This window comes from Streptomyces sporangiiformans (assembly GCF_005768555.2).
GTDB classification, from domain to species: domain Bacteria; phylum Actinomycetota; class Actinomycetes; order Streptomycetales; family Streptomycetaceae; genus Streptomyces; species Streptomyces sporangiiformans.
The window spans coordinates 1-18,452 of record NZ_VCHX02000130.1; the positions used below are offsets into that span (position 1 = coordinate 1).

The window sequence follows — 18,452 nt, forward strand, 5'->3', positions numbered from 1 at the left end:
GGGGCTCCGCCCCCAGACCCCCGGTATCGGCCTGACGGCCTCGTCCTCAAACGCCGGACGGGCTGGGGATGCCTGGGGCGAGTGGGAATGTGCGGGTGGGTGGGTGGAATTGGCCTGACGGCCTCGTCCTCAAACGCCGGACAGGCTGAGAGGGCCTCGTCCTCACGCGCCCGGGCCGACCAGTCGGCGTCAGGTCACGGACGCCGTCTGCGCCAGCACCCGTGCCGCGCGCTCCACGTCGCCGAACCCCACGTACAGCGGGGTGAACCCGAACCGGAGGACGTCCGGGTGCCGGAAGTCCCCGACCACCCCCCGCTCGATCAGCCGCTTCATCACGTCGCCCGCGTCGTCGCAGCGCAACGCCACCTGACTGCCCCGCTCCGCGTGCGCGAGCGGTGTCAGGGGCTCCACCCTGCCCTCGGGGACGTACGCCGAGACGCACTCCAGGAAGAAGTCCGTGAGCGCCAGCGACTTGGCCCTGACCGTCTCGATCGACACCCCTTCCCACACCTCCAGCGCCGCCTCCAGAGCGAGCATCGAGAGGATGTCGGGCGTGCCCACGCGGCCCCGCGGCGCGCCCGTCGCGGGAGCGTACGACGGCCGCATCCCGAAGGGGTCCTCGTGCGAGTTCCAGCCGGGGAGCGGGGAGTCGAAGCGTTCCTGCAGGTCGTGGCGGACGTACAGATAGGCCGGTGAACCCGGGCCACCGTTCAGGTACTTGTACGTACAGCCGACGGCAAGATCCACCCCGTGCTCGTCGAGCCCCACCGGCAGGGCGCCCGCGCTGTGGCACAGGTCCCAGACGGCCACGGCTCCCACCGCGTGGATCGCCTCCGTCAGGGACGGCAGGTCGTGCAGACGGCCCGTGCGGTAGTCCACGTGGTTCAGCAGCACCGCCGCCGTACGCGGGCCGAGCGCCGACGTTACGTCGCCGGGCGCCACCGCACGCAGCGCGCAGCCCGTCATTCGGGCCGCCGACTCGGCGATGTACCCGTCCGTGGGGAAGGTGGTGGCGTCGACGAGGATCTCGTCCCGCCCCTCCCCTGCCATGCGCACCGCGCCCACAAGTGCCTTGAAGACGTTGACACTTGTGGAGTCGCCCACCACGATCTGTCCGGCCGCCGCGCCCACCAGCGGCGCGATCAGGTCGCCGATCCGCTCCGGCGCCGTCCACCAGCCGCTCTCTTCCCAGGACCGGATCCGCAGGGAACCCCACTGCCGGCGCACCACGTCCTCGACCCGTCCGGGCACCGAACGGGGCAGCGCGCCGAGCGAGTTCCCGTCCAGGTACACCGCATCGTCGAGGACGAACTGCGCGCGCAGCCCGGCCAGTTCGTCCGCGGCGTCCAGCGCCGCCGCCTTCCCGGCGTACGGCTCAGACATGGCTGCGCGCCGTCCACAGCTCGGGGAACACGTTCTTCTGGGCCCGCTTCTCCAGCCAGGCCACGCCCGCCGAACCGCCGGTCCCGGTCTTCGCGCCCATCGCCCGCCGGGTGGCCACGAGATGGTCGTTGCGCCAGCGCCACACCAGCTCGGCGACATCGGTCAACGCCTCACCGAGCCGGGCGAGTTCGGCGCTCTCGTCACCGGAGTACAGAGACGTCCACACGGCCTCGACCTCCGCGGACGGCTCGTACCTCAGTGACACGTCCCGCTCCAGTACGGACGAGGGAATCGCATGTCCCCGCCGCGCCAGCAGCCGCAGCACCTCGTCGTACAGGCTCGGTTCGTGCAGCGCCTTCTCCAGCTCGGCATGCACCCGAGGGGCGCCCCGGTGCGGCACGAGCATGGACGAGGACTTCTCGCCGAGCAGGAACTCCATCCGCCGGTACATCGCGGACTGGAAGCCGGAGCCCTCCCCGAGGGCGTTCCGGTACGAGTTGAACTGGGCCGGGGTCAGCTGGCCGAGGGGCTTCCAGGACGCGTTCAGCGCCTCCAGCTCCCGTACCGACCGCTTCAGGGCCGCCACCGCGACCGGCACGTCGTCCTCGCGCACCGCCTTCGCCGCGGTCTCCCACTCGTGGACGATGACGGTGAACCACAGCTCCATGACCTGGGTGGTGACCAGGAAGACCATCTCTCCGGGGTCGTCGGAGAGGGTGTGCTGGAGGTGGGTCAGAACGTCCGCCTGGACGTAGTCCTCGTACGGGGTCGTGCCCTGGAAGTCGAGATGCGGGGTCTCGGGCTCTTGAGTCTCGTGAGAGTGCTGAGCCTGTTGGGACATCGCTGTCTCCTGTGCGTACTCCGGGTAGCGGTCCGCCCCTGCCGATTCGACACGGGGGCCCCGGTCCCCACCCGGCATCTTCCACAATCCTCCCCCGAGACCGCAAGGCCCGCCTGGTCACACCCAGGCGGGCCCGCGCACAACCGGCAAAAGGACCCAGAAGGACCACAGAGATCCAGTAGGGCCTGGAAGGAACTAGCCCAGCGTCTGGGCCGCCGTCGGCGAGGAATCCTTCAGGAACTGCGTGCAGCGCTCGTACTCCTCCTGCTCGCCGATCGCCTGCGCCGCGCGGGCGAGGGCGTGCAGGGCGCGCAGGAAACCGCGGTTCGGCTCGTGCTCCCAGGGCACCGGGCCGTGGCCCTTCCAGCCGCTGCGCCGAAGAGCGTCCAGCCCGCGGTGGTAGCCCGTACGGGCGTACGCGTACGACTCGACGACGCTGCCGCGCTCGAACGCCTCGTCGGCGAGCTGGGCCCAGGCGAGTGAGGAGGTCGGGGTCTTGGCGGCGACATCGGCCGGCGCCGTGCCGTTCGCCAGGAGCTCACGCGGCTCCGGGTCGTCGGGCAGGTGGGTCGGGGGCGGTCCCCCGAGGAGGTTTTCGTGAATGGACATGGGTTCCAGTCTGCGGCATCCCTCCGGGGGTGGCACCGTGGGCTGGGGTTCGTCTTTGTTATTCGCGCGCCCTTCGTCGGTGTGGCCGTCTCGGGGCTGCGCCCCCGGCCCCCCATCCCGGTCGTCGTATCTCGGCTGCGGGCCGTCTGTGGCTGGTCGCGCCCACGCGGCGGAGCCGCACATCGACACAGCCCCGCGCCCCTGACGGGGCGCTCCTTTGACGGGGCGCTCCCTACGGCGCCTCCTCCGGTTCCAAGGGTGGTGTCGTGACGCAGCCGTGGGTCTGGCACTCGGGGTGTGCGCAGTCCGGCGGCGGGCGGCGTACCGTCGCGAAGGCGATCGCCGCGCCCGCGACGAGCACCCCCGCGCACAGCGGCATCGCCCGCTGGAAGGCGTCGTCGAAGGCGTCCGCCGACCGGTACGCCTCGTCCCCCAGCGCCACGAGCAGCGGCAACGCGGCCACCGCCACGAGCCCGGCCGCGCGGGCCGCCGCGTTGTTGATCCCGCTGGCCAGGCCCGCCCGCGAGGTGTCCACGGAGGCGAGCACGGTCGCGGTGAGTGGCGCGACCAGGGTCACCATGCCCAGTCCGAGCACGAGCAGCGCGGGCAGCACGTCCAGGACGTACGACGCGTCCACGCCCACCCGCAGCATCAGCAGCATCCCGGCCGCGCACAGCAACGGGCCGACGGTGAGGGGGATGCGCGGGCCGATGCGCCGGGCGAGATCGCCCGAGCGGGCCGACAGCAGCAACATCAGGACGGTGATGGGCAGCAGCGCCGTACCGGCCCCCAGCGCCGAGTAGCCGGAGACGACCTGCAGCTGGAGCGCTGCGAGGAAGAAGAACCCGCTGAAGGCCGCGTACACGCACAGGGTCACCACGTTGACCGCCGTGAACTGCCGGGACGCGAAGATGTCGAGCGGCATCATCGGATCGGGCCGCCGCCGCTCGACGTACACGAAGGCGATCCCCGCCACGACGCCCGCGACCGCCGTCCCGGCGACGACGAGAGAACTGCCGCGGGCCTCGATGAGGGCGTACGTGATCAGCGCGAGCGCGAGTGCGCCGAGGGCCGCGCCCAGCACGTCGAAGCCACGACCGTGGGCCTGGTTGTCCTTCGACTCCGGTACGTGGCGCATGGCGATCGGCGCGCACAGCAGCGCGAGCGGGACGTTGAGCAGGAACACCCAGCGCCAGCCGGGACCGTCCACCAGCCAGCCGCCCACGAAGGGGCCGACCGCAGCGCCGATGCCGCCGAACCCCGACCACAGGCCGACGGCCTTCGCCCGGTCGTCGGGGTGGAACGACGCCTGGATCAGGGCGAGGGAACCCGGTGTGAGCAGCGCACCGCCGATGCCCTGAAGGGCGCGGGCCGCCACCAGCATCCCCGCGTTCGGCGCGAGCCCGCACAGCAGCGAGGCCACCGCGAACCAGATGACGCCGACGACGAAGACCTTCCGGCGGCCGAAGCGGTCGCCCAGGGCGCCGCCCAGGAGGATCAGGCCGGCGAGGGTGAGCGTGTACGCGTTGACGGTCCACTGGAGGACGGCCAGGTCCGCGTCCAGGTCGCGGCCGATGCGCGGCAGCGCGACGTTCACGACCGTCGAGTCCAGCAACGCCATGCTCGAACCGAGCACCGTGGTCAGCAGGATCCACTTCCCCGTGGGCGTGGCGATCCTGACGGCCGGGTTCTCCTGCGGAGGGGCAGCCATATCCGGAGCATACGGAAGGGCCCGGCACCCGGGAGGGTGCCGGGCCCTTCACGTACGGACCACGGACCACGGACTGCGGACTGCGGACCAGGTGTTACTTGATCTTCGTGCCCGTGGAGCGCAGGTTCGAGCAGGCCTCGGTGACGCGCGCGGCCATCGACGCCTCGGCGAGCTTGCCCCACGTCCGCGGGTCGTAGGTCTTCTTGGAACCGACCTCGCCGTCGACCTTCAGGACGCCGTCGTAGTTCTTGAACATGTGGTCGGCGACGGGACGCGTGAAGGCGTACTGAGTGTCGGTGTCGATGTTCATCTTGACGACGCCGTTCTCCAGGGCGGTCGCGATCTCCTGCGCGGTGGAGCCGGAGCCGCCGTGGAAGACGAAGTCGAACGGCGACGGCTTGCCGAACTTGGCCGCGACACCCTCGTTCAGCTCCTTCAGGAGCTCGGGGCGCAGGACGACGTTGCCCGGCTTGTAGACGCCGTGCACGTTGCCGAAGGACGCGGCCAGCAGGTAGCGGCCCTTCTCGCCCAGGCCCAGGGCCTCGGCCGTACGGATCGCGTCGTCGACCGTCGTGTAGAGGGAGTCGTTGATCTCGTGGGAGACGCCGTCCTCCTCGCCGCCGGTCGGGGTGATCTCCACCTCGAGGATGATCTTCGCGGCGCGGGCGCGCTCCAGGAGCTCCTGGCCGATCGAGAGGTTGTCGGCGAGGGTCTCCGCCGAGCCGTCCCACATGTGGGACTGGAACAGCGGGTTCTGCCCGGCCTTGACGCGCTCCTCGGAGATGGCCAGCAGCGGACGCACGTACCCGTCGAGCTTGTCCTTCGGGCAGTGGTCGGTGTGCAGCGCGACCGTGATGTCGTACTTGGCGGCGACGATGTGCGCGAACTCGGCCAGCGCGGTCGCGCCGATCACCATCTCCTTGTTGTGCTGGCCGCCCAGGAACTCCGCACCACCGGTGGAGATCTGGATGATGCCGTCGCTCTCGGCCTCCGCGAAGCCGCGGAGCGCAGCGTGCAGGGTCTGCGACGAGGTCACGTTGATGGCCGGGTAGGCGAACTTGCCTGCCTTCGCCCGGTCGAGCATCTCGTTGTAGACCTCGGGGGTTGCGATGGGCATCTGTCCGCTCCTTGTATGTGCGGTGGCGTTGTGCTTACTGCCCTGACCTAGGGGGCGACGTCATCGTCGTCCCCATCTTTCCAGACTTGACCCGATGCTCCAGCCCAGGGCGTCAAGGGTCCAGAGGGCCGTACGCCCCGGGGGCGACGGGTCGTACGGACTCAGGTCGGCGGCCTCCGGCCGGTCGAGGCCCAGTTCCCCTCAGTCGAGGCCGAGTTCGTCCTTCGAGTACGCGAAGAGGTAGGGAACTCCGGCCCCCTCGGTGATCTTTTCGGCGGCGCCGGTCGCGCGGTCGACGATCGTCGCGACGGCGACCACCTCGGCCCCGGCCTCGCGCACGGCCTCGACCGCGGCGAGCGGGGAGCCGCCGGTGGTGGAGGTGTCCTCGACGACCAGGACCCGGTGGCCCTCGATGTCCGGGCCCTCCACGCGGCGCTGCATGCCGTGCGCCTTGGCGGCCTTGCGGACGACGAACGCGTCGAGCCGCCGGCCGCGCGCGGCGGCCGCGTGCAGCATCGAGGCGGCCACCGGGTCGGCGCCCATGGTGAGCCCGCCGACGGCGTCGAAGTCGAGCTCGGCCGTCAGGTCGAGCAGCACCTGGCCGACCAGCGGCGCGGCCTCGCCGTCGAGGGTGACCCGGCGCAGGTCCACGTAGTAGTCGGCCTCAAGACCCGAGGAGAGGGTCACCTTGCCGTGCACCACGGCCTTGTCCTTGATCTGCTGCAGCAGCGCGCCGCGTACGTCACTCATGCGAGTCAGCTTAGGCGCGCCCGCCGGCACGTCCAGGTGGCCGTGGTCATAGGCGCCGCCAGGTCCACGTGGTGGACGCTTCCAGGGGCTCGATGGGGGTGACCAGTCGGGGCAGGGTGTTGAGCCCGTTGGGCGGGCCGGTCTGCGGCTCCACGCACACGGCCGCCTCCTGCTCGTCGTACACGACGACCCACTCCTCGCGACCGGCGACCTTGAGCTCCAGCTGCCCCGGCCAGGTCAGCGTCACGTCGACCCCGCCCGGCATCCCGAAGCAGTCGTCCCAGGGGCCGGGCTTCGGGTCGGTCCGCCGGCCGGTGGGCAGGTGGTCCTCGCCGCGCTCCTCCTGCCAGGCGGCGCTGAAGTCGATGCGTACGTCGTCGCCGCCGAGGTTGCGGTTGAACCACGGGTGCCAGCCGATCTGCGCCGGGAAGGAGTCGTCGTACGTCTCCACGGCCATGGTCAGCGTCAGCGCGTCCTCGGTCAGCGTGACGACCTGGGTGACGCGGCCCGCGTAGGGCCAGGGGTCGACGAGGTCGTACGTGATCACGGCCTCGCGCTCGCTCGCGCGTGCCGTGCGCCAGGCCCCGTCACGGGCGGTGCCGTGTATGGCGTGCGGCGGGGAGTTGAGGGGCAGCTGGTGCACGGTGGCGCCGTTCAGGAAACGGCCGTCCCGGATGCGTCCGCACCACGGGACCATCGGGAAGCAGCCGAACTTCTCGCCCTGGCGCAGCAGTTCGAGCCCGCCGACCCGCAGCCCCCCGACCCGCCCGCCGTTCCCCGGCCGCACGGTCACCTCCGCGTCGCCCGCGGTCAGCGTGATGTCTTCGTTACTCACCCGGGAGACCCTACTGGGCAGGGGGAGGGCCGCTTGGAGGGGCTGCCTCGGAGGACGGAATGATCTTTGTGAACCTCGATCAGCGGCGTCGGCGCAGGACGCGGCTCACGACGATGGCCGAGGCCAGGACGAAGGCGGCGGCGGGGGCCGCCCAGCGCAGGGTCGCGCTGTGGGAGACGGCCTCGGGCGCGGGTGTCGGCGCGTACCGGCCGCGCGGTGGCGCGTGGTCGACCTCCTCCGCGCTCCGGCCGATCATCGTCCGCCGGGCGTGCGCCGCTTCGGCGGGCGGTTCCGCTTCCGCCTCCTCCTCGAAGCCGCCTTCGAAGTCGCTCTCGTCGTAGGAGGCGAGGGCCGGGGGCGGAACCTCGGTCTCGGAGAGGGAGGGTTCCTCGGCGGCCGCGGGCTCGGATTCCTGGGCGCCTTCGGGCGGCGCGACAGCCGCTTCTTCTGTCTCTTCTGTCTCTTCTGTCTTTTCTGTCTCTTCCGCCTCTTCCGCCTCTTTCGCTTCCTGATCGGAGGCGGCGGCAAGGTTCTCCGCGAATCGGTGCAGCAACCGCGTACTCGCCGAGGCCACCGCGTCCACGGGCAACTCCGCGATCCGTCCGTCAGCCGTGGCCGTCCCGTCGAAGGCGAGCGTCGAGCCGCCCTCCGCCGGGCGGAGCGACAGCGTGAGGGCGAGCTTCACGGAGCCGCTGCCGCGGGCCTCGGTCGCGTCGGCCGCCACGGAGTAGGACCCGTCGTCCTGCCCGACGACCCGGAGCGTCCCGCGATACGTGATGGTGTGGCCGCTGACGCGCACCTTCAGGCGCCCGGAGACGGGTGCCGTCCCCGCCTCCTGCTGGAGCCCGGGCACCGCTCGGGCCACCCGCGCGGGATCGGCGAGGGCTTCCCGAAGACGTTCGGCGGCAACCGGAACGAACACCTCATGCTCCATGTCTGCCGAGCCTACCCAGCAAGTCCCGACCCGCACCCCCCGTATCAAGGGATTCCCCGTACGGCGGGCAAGCAGCCGCCCTTCAGGGGCACAGGGAACTACAGCGCGCCCCTTCAGGGGCGCGGGGAGCTGCGCGCGACCAGCCACAGACAACCCGCACCCGAGAAACGACCGGCGTCGGGGGTCTGGGGACGGAGCCCTCAGTGATTGGACTGGGTAGGGGCGGCGGGGGTGAGGAACCGCCGGGTCAGCGCCAACCGCCATACCGCGGATGCACCAGCGTGGACGGCGACACCCCCGGCGGACGCGTACGCTCCGCCGACCCCACACCCCCCGGCAGGGACAGCACCGGCGCCGCACGGGCCGCAAGCACGAAGCCCCACTCCGGCGGCACCCGCGACGCACCGCCCGCCGCGTGGTCGGGACCACCCGCGAACCCGGGATCGCGGCCACCGACCCGGTACGGCACGGTCCGCAGCCCGGCCGCCCGCACCGTCGCGTCGACGGTCCAGAAGACCCGCGGCCGCGAAGCCACCGGCCCCGCGTGCACGACGAGCCGGCCGTCCACCGCGAGAGCCCGTTGGGCGAGGCCGTAGAACTCCTGCGAGTACAGCTTCGTACTGGCCGTGATCCCCGGATCCGGCAGATCGGAGACGATGACGTCGTACGTGTCCTGTGTCTGCCGCAGCAGTGCGAAGGCGTCGGCGGTGATGACACGCACCCGCGGATCCCGGTACACGTGCTCGTTCAGCGCGGACAGCGCGGGGTCGCGGCGCGCCAACCGCACGACGGCCGCGTCGAGTTCGACGACGTCCACCCGCTGTACGCCCGGGTGCCGCAGCACTTCGCGCACGGAGAGGCCGTCCCCGCCACCGAGGACGAGCACGCGCGCATGCGGTCCGTTGTCCATCGCCGGGTGCACCAGCGCCTCGTGGAAGCGCCGCTCGTCGCGCCCGCTGACCCGCAGCCGTCCGTCGAGGAAGAGGTGGAAGTGGCCGCCGTCCGCGTCCCCGGTGATGACGATCTCCTGTACGCCCGTCCGCAGCGCCACGCGAACGTCCCCGCCGTACACGGCTTTCCGCGCCGCCCGCTCGAAGTCGTCGACGAGGACGGCGGCCGAGGCGAGGATCCCGAGCACGACGACGTTGGCGACGACCAGCAGCCGCCGCCCTCGCCGGGTCAGGTCATGCCGGAACAGACCGAGGACGAGCGCGCCGCCCGCGATCGCGTTGACGGTCCCGGTCATGAGCGCCCCGGTCAACTGCCCGAGCAGAGGCAGCAGGAGGAAGGGAAAGGCGAGTCCACCGACCAGCGCGCCCACGTAGTCCGCGGCGAACAGATCCGCCACGGCCCCGCCCGCGTCCTGGCGCCGGACCCGCTGGATCAGCTCCATCAGCAGGGGCACTTCGGCTCCGATGAGCAGCCCGATGGCGAGCGAGAAGCCGACGAGCAGCCAGCGGGAGCCGCCCTCCCACATCCCGCCCCAGCCGCCGGTCCAGGCGAACACGGCGTACAGGGCCATCGCGCTGCACCCGCCGACCAGCGCGAGCAGCGCCTCGATCGCGCCGAAGCCGGCCGCGGCGCGGCAGCGCAGCCGCTTGGCGCCGAGCGAGCCGATACCCATCGCGAAGACCATCACGGACAGGACCACGGAGGCCTGGGTGACGGAGTCTCCGATCAAGTACGAGGCGAGGGCGACCAGTTCGAGTTCGTACACGAGTCCGCAAGCCGCGCAGGTGAAGGCACCGGCGAGCACGAAGAACCGCCCGATGGCCGGTCTGACGGGCAGCCGCGCCGGGCCCGGACCGTCCCAGGGCGGCGGAACACCGGGCGGGGCCGGGGCGTGCGGCTCGATCACTCCGCGAACGCTACGTCACGCCTCCGGCGCACTTCGTCACCCACACGTGTGGAACTTCGGCCCCCGACGCATACTGCGGCGCTATGCCGGCGCAGGCTCGGGCGCCGCCACTCTGGCCCCAACTCGCGTACGTGTGGCCACCAGTTGGCCCTCCTGTGGATAGGCGTGCCATGTCCGCCAGTGCATCTGCCCCTCGTGCCACTGGGCGAGCATCGCGGTGAACGCGTGCGGACTGCCGGGGAACACGCCCGCCAGGCCCTTGGGGTGGTCGGCCACCAGCGCCAGCAACTCCTGTGCACGCCCCGCGAATGAGCCGCGCGACAGCGTTTCGACGCGCGCCGCGAACTCGTACTCCCAGTCGCCGATGCGTTTCGCGACGCCGAGCGGCAGGGGCGTACTGCTGCCCGGAATACAGGCGACGGTTTCCGAACAGATGCCCTGGCGCTGCTCCAGGAGCACCTGGTGGGACGCGCCCAGCAGTCTCAACTGGAGCTTCGCGCCGGAGAGTTCGAGATCGAGGGTGGCGAGGGCGGGCAATGGTTCGCGCCCCAGGGCCCAGGCGAGATCGGCCGCACGCGTGTCGGTATAGGCGGTTGTGAGGGTCGTGAGCATGGGTCGGCTCCGCAGGCACGCAAAGAGTGAGTGGATTCGTCGCACCCCGTCGGCGCCGGGAAAACGCCCGGCCTGCCTGGTCAGAATGATTCTCGGGGTCTGCGGTGGGGGACTACGAGGGAATCATGAACGGCGCGTCCGCCACAGCATTTTTACCCATCTTCGTGCGATTTCCATCCCCCCGAGGGCTCAACAGCTCAACTGTTCAACCAGGGAGTGAACCCCTGTTGCCGAATGCGCCCCCAGTGCACTGTGCGCCCCCAACACACCCAACGCACCCAGCACTCCCCCAACGGCGAAGCGCCCGCCGGGAGATGGCCCCGGCGGGCGCTTCGTGGTGCCGGACGGTCCGGATGCGGGCCCCCGGCGGACCAGCTGCCCCGTGTCAGCTGCCTCCGCCGNGTGGTGCCGGACGGTCCGGATGCGGGCCCCCGGCGGACCAGCTGCCCCGTGTCAGCTGCCTCCGCCGCCGCATCCTCCCCCGCCGCCCCCGCAGGACGACCCGCCTCCGCAGGACGAGCCGCCGCCGCACGAACTCCCCGACGAGCTGCAGGACGAGCCGCTGCTCCCGCCTCCGGCCGCCCACCAGCCGCCCGAGCCGCCGCTCCGGGAGTGGCCGCGCGAACGCGCACGCGCCCTCCTGGTGTCCGTCCTCGCGGCGGCCACGATGCAGATGACGAGCACGATGCAGACTGCCGCCAGGATGATGCCCATAACCATGACGTCACCCTCCTTTCGTTCCCCCGAAGCGACCCCCCGTGGGCCATTGCTTCTCGCCTGTGCTTCTTGTGTGAAGGGGGGATGCCCCCGCCCGGCGAAGGCCAAAGCAGAGTTGAGGAACTCCAGAGGTTGCGCGCAGGATGGCCGCCATGACCTCCAGCGCACGCCCGATCCTCAACCGCCGGCTCGCCGAGTTCGGGACGACGATCTTCGCCGAGATGTCGGCCCTCGCCCTGAGCACCGGTTCGATCAACCTCGGCCAGGGCTTTCCCGACACCGACGGCCCGGAGGAGATCCGCGAGGCGGCGGTGCGGGCACTGCGCGACGGCCGCGGCAACCAGTACCCGCCCGGACCCGGCATCCCCGAGCTGCGCACGGCGATCGCCGCGCACCAGGAGCGCCGGTACGGACTGACGCACGACCCCGACACCGAGGTCCTCGTCACGGCCGGCGCGACCGAGGCGATCGCTGCGGCGCTGCTCGCCCTGCTGGAGCCCGGTGACGAGGTGATCGCCCTTGAGCCGTACTACGACTCGTACGCGGCCTGCATCGCGATGGCGGGCGGCACGCGCGTCCCCGTGACGCTGCGCCCGAGCGAGCGTTCGTTCCGGCTCGACCTGGACGAGCTGCGGGACGCGGTCACCGACCGCACCCGCCTCCTCCTGATCAACACCCCCCACAACCCCACCGGCACCGTCCTCACCCGCGAGGAGCTCACCGCGATCGCCGAGCTCGCCGTGGAGCGGGATCTGCTCGTGGTCACCGACGAGGTGTACGAGCACCTGGTCTTCGACGAGGCCGAGCACATCCCGCTCGCGACCTTCCCCGGGATGCGAGAGCGCACGGTCACTATCGGCTCCGCGGGAAAGTCGTTCTCGTTCACCGGCTGGAAGGTCGGCTGGGTGACGGCGGCGCCCGCGCTGGTCGCGGCGGTCCGCTCGGCGAAGCAGTTCCTGACGTACGTGGCCTCGGGGCCCTTCCAGTACGCGGTCGCCGAGGCGCTGACGCTGCCCGGCACCTACTTCACAGCCTTCCGGGAGGACATGCGGGCCAAGCGGGATCTGCTCAGCGCCGGACTCGCACAGGCGGGGTTCGAGGTGTTCCGGACGGCCGGGACGTACTTCATCACCACCGACATCCGCCCGCTCGGCGAGAGCGACGGCTTCGCGTTCTGCCGCACGCTGCCCGAACGGGCGGGCGTCGTCGCGATCCCCAACGCGGTCTTCTACGACCACCGCGAGGCGGGGGCACCGTTCGTGCGGTTCGCGTTCTGCAAGCAGACAGAGGTATTGGAGGAGGCCGTCAAACGGCTGCGCTCGCTCTGAAAAACGGCAAGAGCCCGGCCCGGGCACGCGACCCAGGTGGTCGGTGCCCTGGCCGGGCTCTCTTTCGTCCGGTAGCCGCGGGGACTACTCGTCGTCGGGCTTCTCGGCTTCGTTGATCTCCTGCTCCAGGCCGAGCTGCTCGACGAGCCACTTGTCGAACTCGATGGCGGCCCGCACCCAGCTGACCGTCGAGGACACGAAATGCTCCAGGCTGACGCCGGTGCCGATCAGCATCTGCGCCTCGCCGATCAGGCGGACGGTGCCGTCGTCGTGCGTGTGGCTGTAGACCTTGGGCCACAGCGTGCGCCGGTTCCAGTCGTCGATCGACTCGAGGAGCTGGGGCTTCACGTCGATCTGGTGCGGCCGGTCGTAGAACGTCCGCACCGAGAAGACCTGCTGGTCCCCCTCACCGCGGAACATGAAGTACGTACGGAACTGCTCCCACGGCGCCGCGAGGTCACCCTCGTCGTCGACGACGTACTTCAGCTCCATCTGGTCGAGGAGCTGCTTCACGAGGTCCTGATCCGGGACGACGGGGCCCGCCGGTCCACCGCTCTGCGGCTCGGGCTGGCCCCCGAAGTTCGGAATCGAGGACGGGTCGATGCTCACCGTGTTTTTCCCTTCGTACGGATTCCGCCATCCTCTCCCATGCGGGGCGGGGGGTGGCAACCCCCGACCCGCGTGGTTCGGCCGGTTCGGTGTCCGTTGGCCGGATCCCCCACGGGGATTCAGCTCACAGCGTTTTTCCGGGCCGGATCACAGCGTTTTCGCGGGCCCGGAATCGGCGGTCGCCGCCCCCACGATCAGCTCGTCCCCGAAGCGGTCCACGCGGACCATGTCGCCGTCCTTGACCTCGCCCGAGAGGATCTCCTTGGCGAGGCGGTCGCCGATGGCGGTCTGGACGAGACGGCGCAGAGGGCGGGCGCCGTAGGCCGGATCGTTGCCCTCGTCGGCGAGCCAGGTCAGGGCCTCGTCGGTGACGTGCAGGCTGAGGCGGCGTTCGGCGAGGCGCTCCGCGAGGCGGTCGATCTGGAGCCGGGCGATCCTGGTGAGCTCGTCCTTGTCCAGGGCCGAGAAGACCACCAGGTCGTCGAGCCGGTTCAGGAACTCCGGCTTGAACGAGGCCCTCACCACCTCCAGCACCTGCTGCTTCTTCTCCTCCTCGCCGGTGATCGGGTCGACCAGGAACTGGCTGCCCAGGTTCGAGGTGAGGACCAGGATCGTGTTGCGGAAGTCGACCGTGCGGCCCTGCCCGTCCGTGAGGCGCCCGTCGTCGAGCACCTGGAGCAGGATGTCGAAGACCTCCGGGTGCGCCTTCTCGACCTCGTCGAGGAGCACGACGCTGTACGGGCGGCGGCGGACCGCCTCCGTCAACTGGCCGCCCTCCTCGTAACCCACATAGCCGGGGGGCGCGCCGACCAGCCGGGCGACGCTGTGCTTCTCGCTGTACTCCGACATGTCGATGCGGACCATCGCCCGCTCGTCGTCGAAGAGGAAGTCCGCGAGCGCCTTGGCCAGTTCCGTCTTGCCCACGCCGGTGGGGCCGAGGAAGAGGAAGGATCCGGTGGGCCGGTCGGGGTCCGCGATACCCGCGCGTGTGCGGCGTACGGCGTCCGACACCGCCCGTACGGCCTCGGTCTGGCCGATGAGCCGGCGGCCCAGCTCCTCCTCCATCCGCAGGAGCTTCTGCGTCTCGCCCTCGAGGAGCCGTCCGGCGGGGATGCCCGTCCAGGCGGCGACGACGTCCGCGATGTCGTCGGAGCCGACCTCCTCCTTCACCATCGTGTCCTTGGCGACCTCCTCCTCGGCCTCGGAGGCGGCCTCCAAGTCCCTTTCGAGGGCGGGGATCTCGCCGTAGAGGAGCTTGGAAGCGGTGTCGAAGTCGCCGTCGCGCTGGGCCCGCTCGGCCTGTCCGCGCAGTTCGTCGAGCCTCTCCTTCAGCTCACCGACGCGGTTGAGGGACTGCTTCTCCTTCTCCCAGCGGGCGGTGAGGCCGCGCAGCTCCTCCTCCTTGTCGGCGAGGTCGCGCCGCAGCTTCTCCAGCCGCTGCCGGGAGGCGGGGTCGGTCTCCTTGTCGAGCGCCAGCTCCTCCATGCGCAGCCGGTCGACGGCACGCTGGAGCTCGTCGATCTCGACCGGAGACGAGTCGATCTCCATACGAAGCCGGGAGGCGGCCTCGTCGACGAGGTCGATGGCCTTGTCGGGCAGGAAGCGGGAGGTGATGTACCGGTCGGAGAGCGAGGACGCCGCCACCAGCGCGCTGTCCGCGATCACGACCTTGTGATGGGCCTCGTAGCGGCCCTTGAGCCCGCGCAGGATCGCGATGGTGTCCTCGACGGTCGGCTCGGCGACCAGCACCTGCTGGAAGCGCCGCTCCAGCGCCGGGTCCTTCTCGATCCGCTCGCGGTACTCGTCCAGGGTGGTGGCACCGACCATGCGCAGCTCACCGCGCGCGAGCATGGGCTTGAGCATGTTGCCCGCGTCCATGGCGGAGTCGCCGCCGGCGCCCGCTCCGACCACGGTGTGCAGCTCGTCGATGAACGTGATGATCTGCCCGTCGGAGTCCTTGATCTCCGCGAGCACGGTCTTCAGCCGCTCCTCGAACTCACCGCGGTACTTGGCACCGGCGACCATCGCGCCCAGGTCCAGCGCGACGAGCCGCTTGTTCTTCAGGGACTCGGGCACGTCCCCCTTGATGATCCGCTGCGCGAGCCCTTCCACGACGGCGGTCTTGCCGACGCCGGGCTCGCCGATGAGGACAGGGTTGTTCTTCGTACGCCGGGACAGCACCTGCACGACGCGCCGGATCTCCTGGTCCCGCCCGATGACGGGATCCAGCTTGCCCTCGCGCGCGGCGGCCGTGAAGTCGGTCCCGAACTTCTCGAGTGCCTTGTACTGGCCCTCGGGATCGGCAGTGGTCACTCGGCGCCCTCCCCTCGCGTTCTGGAAGGCCTCCAGCAGCTTCTTCGCCGTGGCCCCCTGCTGGGAGAGTACGGCCCCGGTCTTGCCGCCCTTCGCGGCGATGCCGATGAGCAGGTGCTCGGTGGAGAGGTACTCGTCGCCGAGGTCCTTGGCCCGCTCCGCCGCGTCGGCGATGACGGCGAGCAGCTCACGGTCGGGCTGCGGAGGGGCGACGGTGGAGCCGGTCACGCTGGGCAGCGCGCTCAGCACGTGTTCGGTACCGGTCCGTACGGCGACCTGGTCCGCCTCGACGGCGGCCAGCAGGTCGGTGATGTTCTCGTTGTCCTGCCCCTCGAGCAGCGCGAGCAGCAGGTGCGCGGGGGTGAGGTCCGGGTGCCCCTCGGACACGGCCCGGTTGCTCGCCGTGTTGATCGCGTCCCGGCTCCTGTTGGTCAGCTCGGCGTCCACGTCTGCGCTCTCCTCCTCCTGGTCGGGCTCCGGCGTTGACTGACCCAACCAACGTACACAAAGTTGAGTCTATTCCACTCAAGGGCACGGAGGGAGGGGGCGGGGCCGGTCACGAGCGGGGCCGGGGTTAAGTTCCCGACCATGGCCTCGTACCCCGTGAACCCGCGCGATCCCGACGACTCGTACCTCGGATTCTGGCGGGAACGCCATCTGTGCACCCTGACGACCCTCCGTCCCGACGGCACGCCGCATGTGGTGCCGGTCGGAGTTACATACGATCCGGAGGCCGGTCTGGCTCGGGTGATCGCCGACAAGTCGAGCGCGAAGGTAAGGAACGTGCTGGCCGCGGGGGCCGACGGGGCCCTGGCCGCCGTCTGCCAGGTGGACGGGCGGCGATGGGCGACGCTGGAGGGACGCGCGACGGTTTCCCCGGACCCCGGGCGGATCTCGGAGGCGGAGCGCCGGTATGCCGAGCGCTACGGGCGGACTCCGTCCCCCAACCCGTCCCGGGTGGTCATCGAGATCGAGCTGGCCTCGGCGATGGGCCGCGGCTGACGCAGCCCGACGCGGGGCCGAGCGATACGAGGCTGGTTTCAGCCCTTGCGGAGACCGGTGGATGGGCTGATATATCTCTGGAAACTGCAGCGGCGTCACCGTGTTCAGGTCACGGTGACGCCGCTGCGGGGGGAAGCACCTGCGCGATCTACTACGACGGGGGAATCGCGTCAGGCACTGCGGGGGGTGGCTGAAATGGTTCGTACGTCCGGGGCTTCCGGCTCGACCAGCCGATGGTCGCGCTGATCGAGGTTCACAAAGATCATTCCGTACCGTATGGCACACCGCACGGGTTGCGGCGCGCCGCGGGGCCGCCGCAGGCACCGGTAGGCCCGCACGTCGTCGTCCTCGTCGCGGGTCACCACGACCGGCTCACCGAACACGGTCACCATCAACGAGTCACCGCTGTGGGGGATGGCGGTGACCAGGTCGATGAAGTGCCAGCCGGAGCGGTAGGCGGTGGCCATCTCGCGGCGGAAGGACCGGTCGTCGGGAGGAGTCGTCACGTCAGCTCCCGGCTCCGTCATCCACGGGAGGCGCCGGCCAACTGCTGTCATTGACAGACGCCTGCACGGCCACTGACGGCCAGCTACTGTCCGCCCGGTCGTCGCCCTTCGCATCGGATAGGCCGCTCAGCGTTCCGAAGGCCACAACGGCGGAAAAAGCGGCGACAAGTACCGAGCGAAGCATTCTCTTATACATAGTCGGCTTCGTCCTCACTTGAAGGTCCCCTCGTTCCCCCGTCCGATAAGACGATGGCTCATTCGGGCACGTCATGGCCACACAATCGATGCATCATGTTCCTGCACGTTCAGGACCCTGGGGGGTGGAGATTTGGCAACAAATGGGACTAAGGCGACACATCCCCATGCGGTGACCGAACTGTGTGGGGAAGGTGGCCGACTTTATGCCAACGCGCTGCGCACGGGACGCATCGCCCGCGCGGATGTGGAGTCTGCTCCGTGTCTGATGGAGTTCGCCTTGCTCCACCCCGATCCCGACGATGCGAACTGGCTGCTCCCGGTACCCCCGTCGGTCGCGCTGGCCCAGCGACTCCACCCCATAGAGCACGAAATAGCCGAGCGCCGGCGGTGGTCAATCGAACTGTCCGATGCTTTCGAGCCGTTCATGGCCCTCAGCGCCCAGGCGACGGCGACCACCCACTCGATCGCGGTGCTGGAGGGCGGAGAGCGGATCAATGCGGCGCTCAACCTGGCCACGGCCCAGTGCCAGACCGAGATGCTCACGGTCCAGCCGAGTAACCGCATCTCCGAGAGCAGTCTCCTCCAGGGGCTGGAGCGCGACCGGCCGTTGATCGAACGTGGCGTCAGGATTCGGACCCTCTATCAGCACACGGCCAGGTACAACCCTGAAAAGCTGGCCTACGTGGCCCAGCTCTCCAACGGCAAGGTGGAGTACCGCACCATTGACGAGTTGGCGGAGCGCCTCATCATCTGCGACGAGACCGTTGCCTTCATCCCCACCCGAGACGACCAGCAGGTCGCCCTGGAGCTTCGCCACCCGGGCCTCGTCCGCTACCTGATCAAGGTCTTCGAGTTCATGTGGGGCCGCTCGGTCCCCCTCAGCACCGGCGCCCCCTACGAAACCGCCCCGGACGGCATCACGAACATCCAGCACTCCATCGCCAAACTCCTCGTGGAGGGCCACGTCGACGAGGCGATAGCCCGCCGCCTGGGCATGAACGTGCGCACCTGCCGCGCCCACATAGCGAAGCTGGCCACCGCGCTGGGCAGTGGTAGCCGGGCCCAACTCGGCTACCTCATAGCGCAGTCCGGGATCCTGGACCAGGATCACTAAGCGCGGGGAGAAGGG

Annotated in this window: 16 protein-coding genes; 3 read left to right on the forward strand and 13 right to left on the reverse strand. The window is 70.3% G+C overall.

Annotated elements, in window-relative coordinates; genetic code table 11:
* Positions 1-189: 189 nt before the first annotated feature.
* From kynU to FGD71_RS18730, 10 genes are all read right to left on the reverse strand, one after another.
* Positions 190-1,383, reverse strand: a complete 1,194-nt coding sequence (gene kynU, locus FGD71_RS18685) for a kynureninase (RefSeq protein WP_119101598.1) — start codon at positions 1,381-1,383, stop codon at positions 190-192.
* Positions 1,376-2,224: a tryptophan 2,3-dioxygenase family protein gene (locus FGD71_RS18690; protein ID WP_119101599.1), complete on the reverse strand. Its 849-nt coding sequence runs from the start codon at positions 2,222-2,224 to the stop codon at positions 1,376-1,378. The genes kynU and FGD71_RS18690 overlap by 8 nt, the downstream gene beginning before the upstream one ends.
* Positions 2,225-2,419: 195 nt before the next feature.
* Positions 2,420-2,833, reverse strand: coding sequence for a DUF3151 domain-containing protein (locus FGD71_RS18695; RefSeq protein ID WP_119101600.1), 414 nt, complete (start codon positions 2,831-2,833; stop codon positions 2,420-2,422).
* A gap of 232 nt (positions 2,834-3,065) precedes the next feature.
* Positions 3,066-4,544, reverse strand: a complete 1,479-nt coding sequence (locus tag FGD71_RS18700; RefSeq protein ID WP_119101601.1) for an MFS transporter — start codon at positions 4,542-4,544, stop codon at positions 3,066-3,068.
* Between the two features lie 94 nt (positions 4,545-4,638).
* Positions 4,639-5,661: a class II fructose-bisphosphate aldolase gene (gene fbaA, locus FGD71_RS18705; RefSeq protein WP_119101602.1), complete on the reverse strand. Its 1,023-nt coding sequence runs from the start codon at positions 5,659-5,661 to the stop codon at positions 4,639-4,641.
* Between the two features lie 201 nt (positions 5,662-5,862).
* The gene (gene pyrE, locus FGD71_RS18710; protein WP_119101603.1) at positions 5,863-6,411 is read right to left on the reverse strand and encodes an orotate phosphoribosyltransferase; all 549 of its coding nucleotides are present in this window, start codon (positions 6,409-6,411) and stop codon (positions 5,863-5,865) included.
* A gap of 46 nt (positions 6,412-6,457) precedes the next feature.
* Positions 6,458-7,246, reverse strand: coding sequence for an aldose epimerase family protein (locus FGD71_RS18715; RefSeq protein WP_119101604.1), 789 nt, complete (start codon positions 7,244-7,246; stop codon positions 6,458-6,460).
* 79 nt (positions 7,247-7,325) lie between these two features.
* The gene (locus FGD71_RS18720; RefSeq protein ID WP_119101605.1) at positions 7,326-8,180 is read right to left on the reverse strand and encodes an SRPBCC family protein; all 855 of its coding nucleotides are present in this window, start codon (positions 8,178-8,180) and stop codon (positions 7,326-7,328) included.
* Between the two features lie 247 nt (positions 8,181-8,427).
* Complete coding sequence (locus tag FGD71_RS18725; RefSeq protein ID WP_119101606.1) at positions 8,428-10,038, reverse strand: polyamine aminopropyltransferase; 1,611 nt, start codon at positions 10,036-10,038, stop codon at positions 8,428-8,430.
* Positions 10,039-10,119: 81 nt separating this feature from the next.
* Positions 10,120-10,650 (reverse strand): DUF2617 family protein, encoded by a 531-nt coding sequence (locus FGD71_RS18730; RefSeq protein ID WP_119101607.1) that lies wholly within the window; start codon positions 10,648-10,650, stop codon positions 10,120-10,122.
* Between the two features lie 860 nt (positions 10,651-11,510).
* On the opposite strand from FGD71_RS18730, the gene FGD71_RS18740 reads away from it, so the two are divergent.
* A complete protein-coding gene (locus FGD71_RS18740; RefSeq protein ID WP_119101608.1) occupies positions 11,511-12,695 on the forward strand; it encodes a pyridoxal phosphate-dependent aminotransferase in 1,185 nt (394 codons plus the stop codon).
* Between the two features lie 84 nt (positions 12,696-12,779).
* On the opposite strand, the gene FGD71_RS18745 is transcribed toward FGD71_RS18740, so the two are convergent.
* Both FGD71_RS18745 and clpB read right to left on the reverse strand, forming a co-directional pair.
* Positions 12,780-13,304 (reverse strand): YbjN domain-containing protein, encoded by a 525-nt coding sequence (locus tag FGD71_RS18745; protein WP_119101609.1) that lies wholly within the window; start codon positions 13,302-13,304, stop codon positions 12,780-12,782.
* Between the two features lie 147 nt (positions 13,305-13,451).
* Complete coding sequence (gene clpB / locus FGD71_RS18750) at positions 13,452-16,064, reverse strand: ATP-dependent chaperone ClpB (protein WP_119101610.1); 2,613 nt, start codon at positions 16,062-16,064, stop codon at positions 13,452-13,454.
* Positions 16,065-16,205: 141 nt separating this feature from the next.
* On the opposite strand from clpB, the gene FGD71_RS18755 reads away from it, so the two are divergent.
* Complete coding sequence (locus tag FGD71_RS18755) at positions 16,206-16,619, forward strand: pyridoxamine 5'-phosphate oxidase family protein (RefSeq protein WP_119101611.1); 414 nt, start codon at positions 16,206-16,208, stop codon at positions 16,617-16,619.
* Positions 16,620-16,789: 170 nt separating this feature from the next.
* Here FGD71_RS18755 and FGD71_RS18760 read toward each other — a convergent pair whose 3' ends face one another.
* A complete protein-coding gene (locus FGD71_RS18760; RefSeq protein WP_162931166.1) occupies positions 16,790-17,086 on the reverse strand; it encodes a Rieske (2Fe-2S) protein in 297 nt (98 codons plus the stop codon).
* Between the two features lie 367 nt (positions 17,087-17,453).
* Here FGD71_RS18760 and FGD71_RS18770 point away from each other — a divergent pair, with 367 nt between their 5' ends.
* On the forward strand, positions 17,454-18,437 hold the full coding sequence (locus tag FGD71_RS18770; RefSeq protein WP_119101614.1) for a helix-turn-helix domain-containing protein: 984 nt from the start codon (positions 17,454-17,456) through the stop codon (positions 18,435-18,437).
* Positions 18,438-18,452 lie beyond the last annotated feature (15 nt).

Bases quoted from the DNA above. Each gene is read 5' to 3' on its own strand.
- kynU (WP_119101598.1), bottom strand. From the start codon at position 1,383: ATGTCTGAGCCGTACGCCGGGAAGGCGGCGGCGCTGGACGCCGCGGAC.
- FGD71_RS18690 (WP_119101599.1), bottom strand. From the start codon at position 2,224: ATGTCCCAACAGGCTCAGCACTCTCACGAGACTCAAGAGCCCGAGACC.
- FGD71_RS18695 (WP_119101600.1), bottom strand. From the start codon at position 2,833: ATGTCCATTCACGAAAACCTCCTCGGGGGACCGCCCCCGACCCACCTG.
- FGD71_RS18700 (WP_119101601.1), bottom strand. From the start codon at position 4,544: ATGGCTGCCCCTCCGCAGGAGAACCCGGCCGTCAGGATCGCCACGCCC.
- fbaA (WP_119101602.1), bottom strand. From the start codon at position 5,661: ATGCCCATCGCAACCCCCGAGGTCTACAACGAGATGCTCGACCGGGCG.
- pyrE (WP_119101603.1), bottom strand. From the start codon at position 6,411: ATGAGTGACGTACGCGGCGCGCTGCTGCAGCAGATCAAGGACAAGGCC.
- FGD71_RS18720 (WP_119101605.1), bottom strand. From the start codon at position 8,180: ATGGAGCATGAGGTGTTCGTTCCGGTTGCCGCCGAACGTCTTCGGGAA.
- FGD71_RS18730 (WP_119101607.1), bottom strand. From the start codon at position 10,650: ATGCTCACGACCCTCACAACCGCCTATACCGACACGCGTGCGGCCGAT.
- FGD71_RS18740 (WP_119101608.1), top strand. From the start codon at position 11,511: ATGGCCGCCATGACCTCCAGCGCACGCCCGATCCTCAACCGCCGGCTC.
- FGD71_RS18755 (WP_119101611.1), top strand. From the start codon at position 16,206: ATGGCCTCGTACCCCGTGAACCCGCGCGATCCCGACGACTCGTACCTC.
- FGD71_RS18760 (WP_162931166.1), bottom strand. From the start codon at position 17,086: ATGGCCACCGCCTACCGCTCCGGCTGGCACTTCATCGACCTGGTCACC.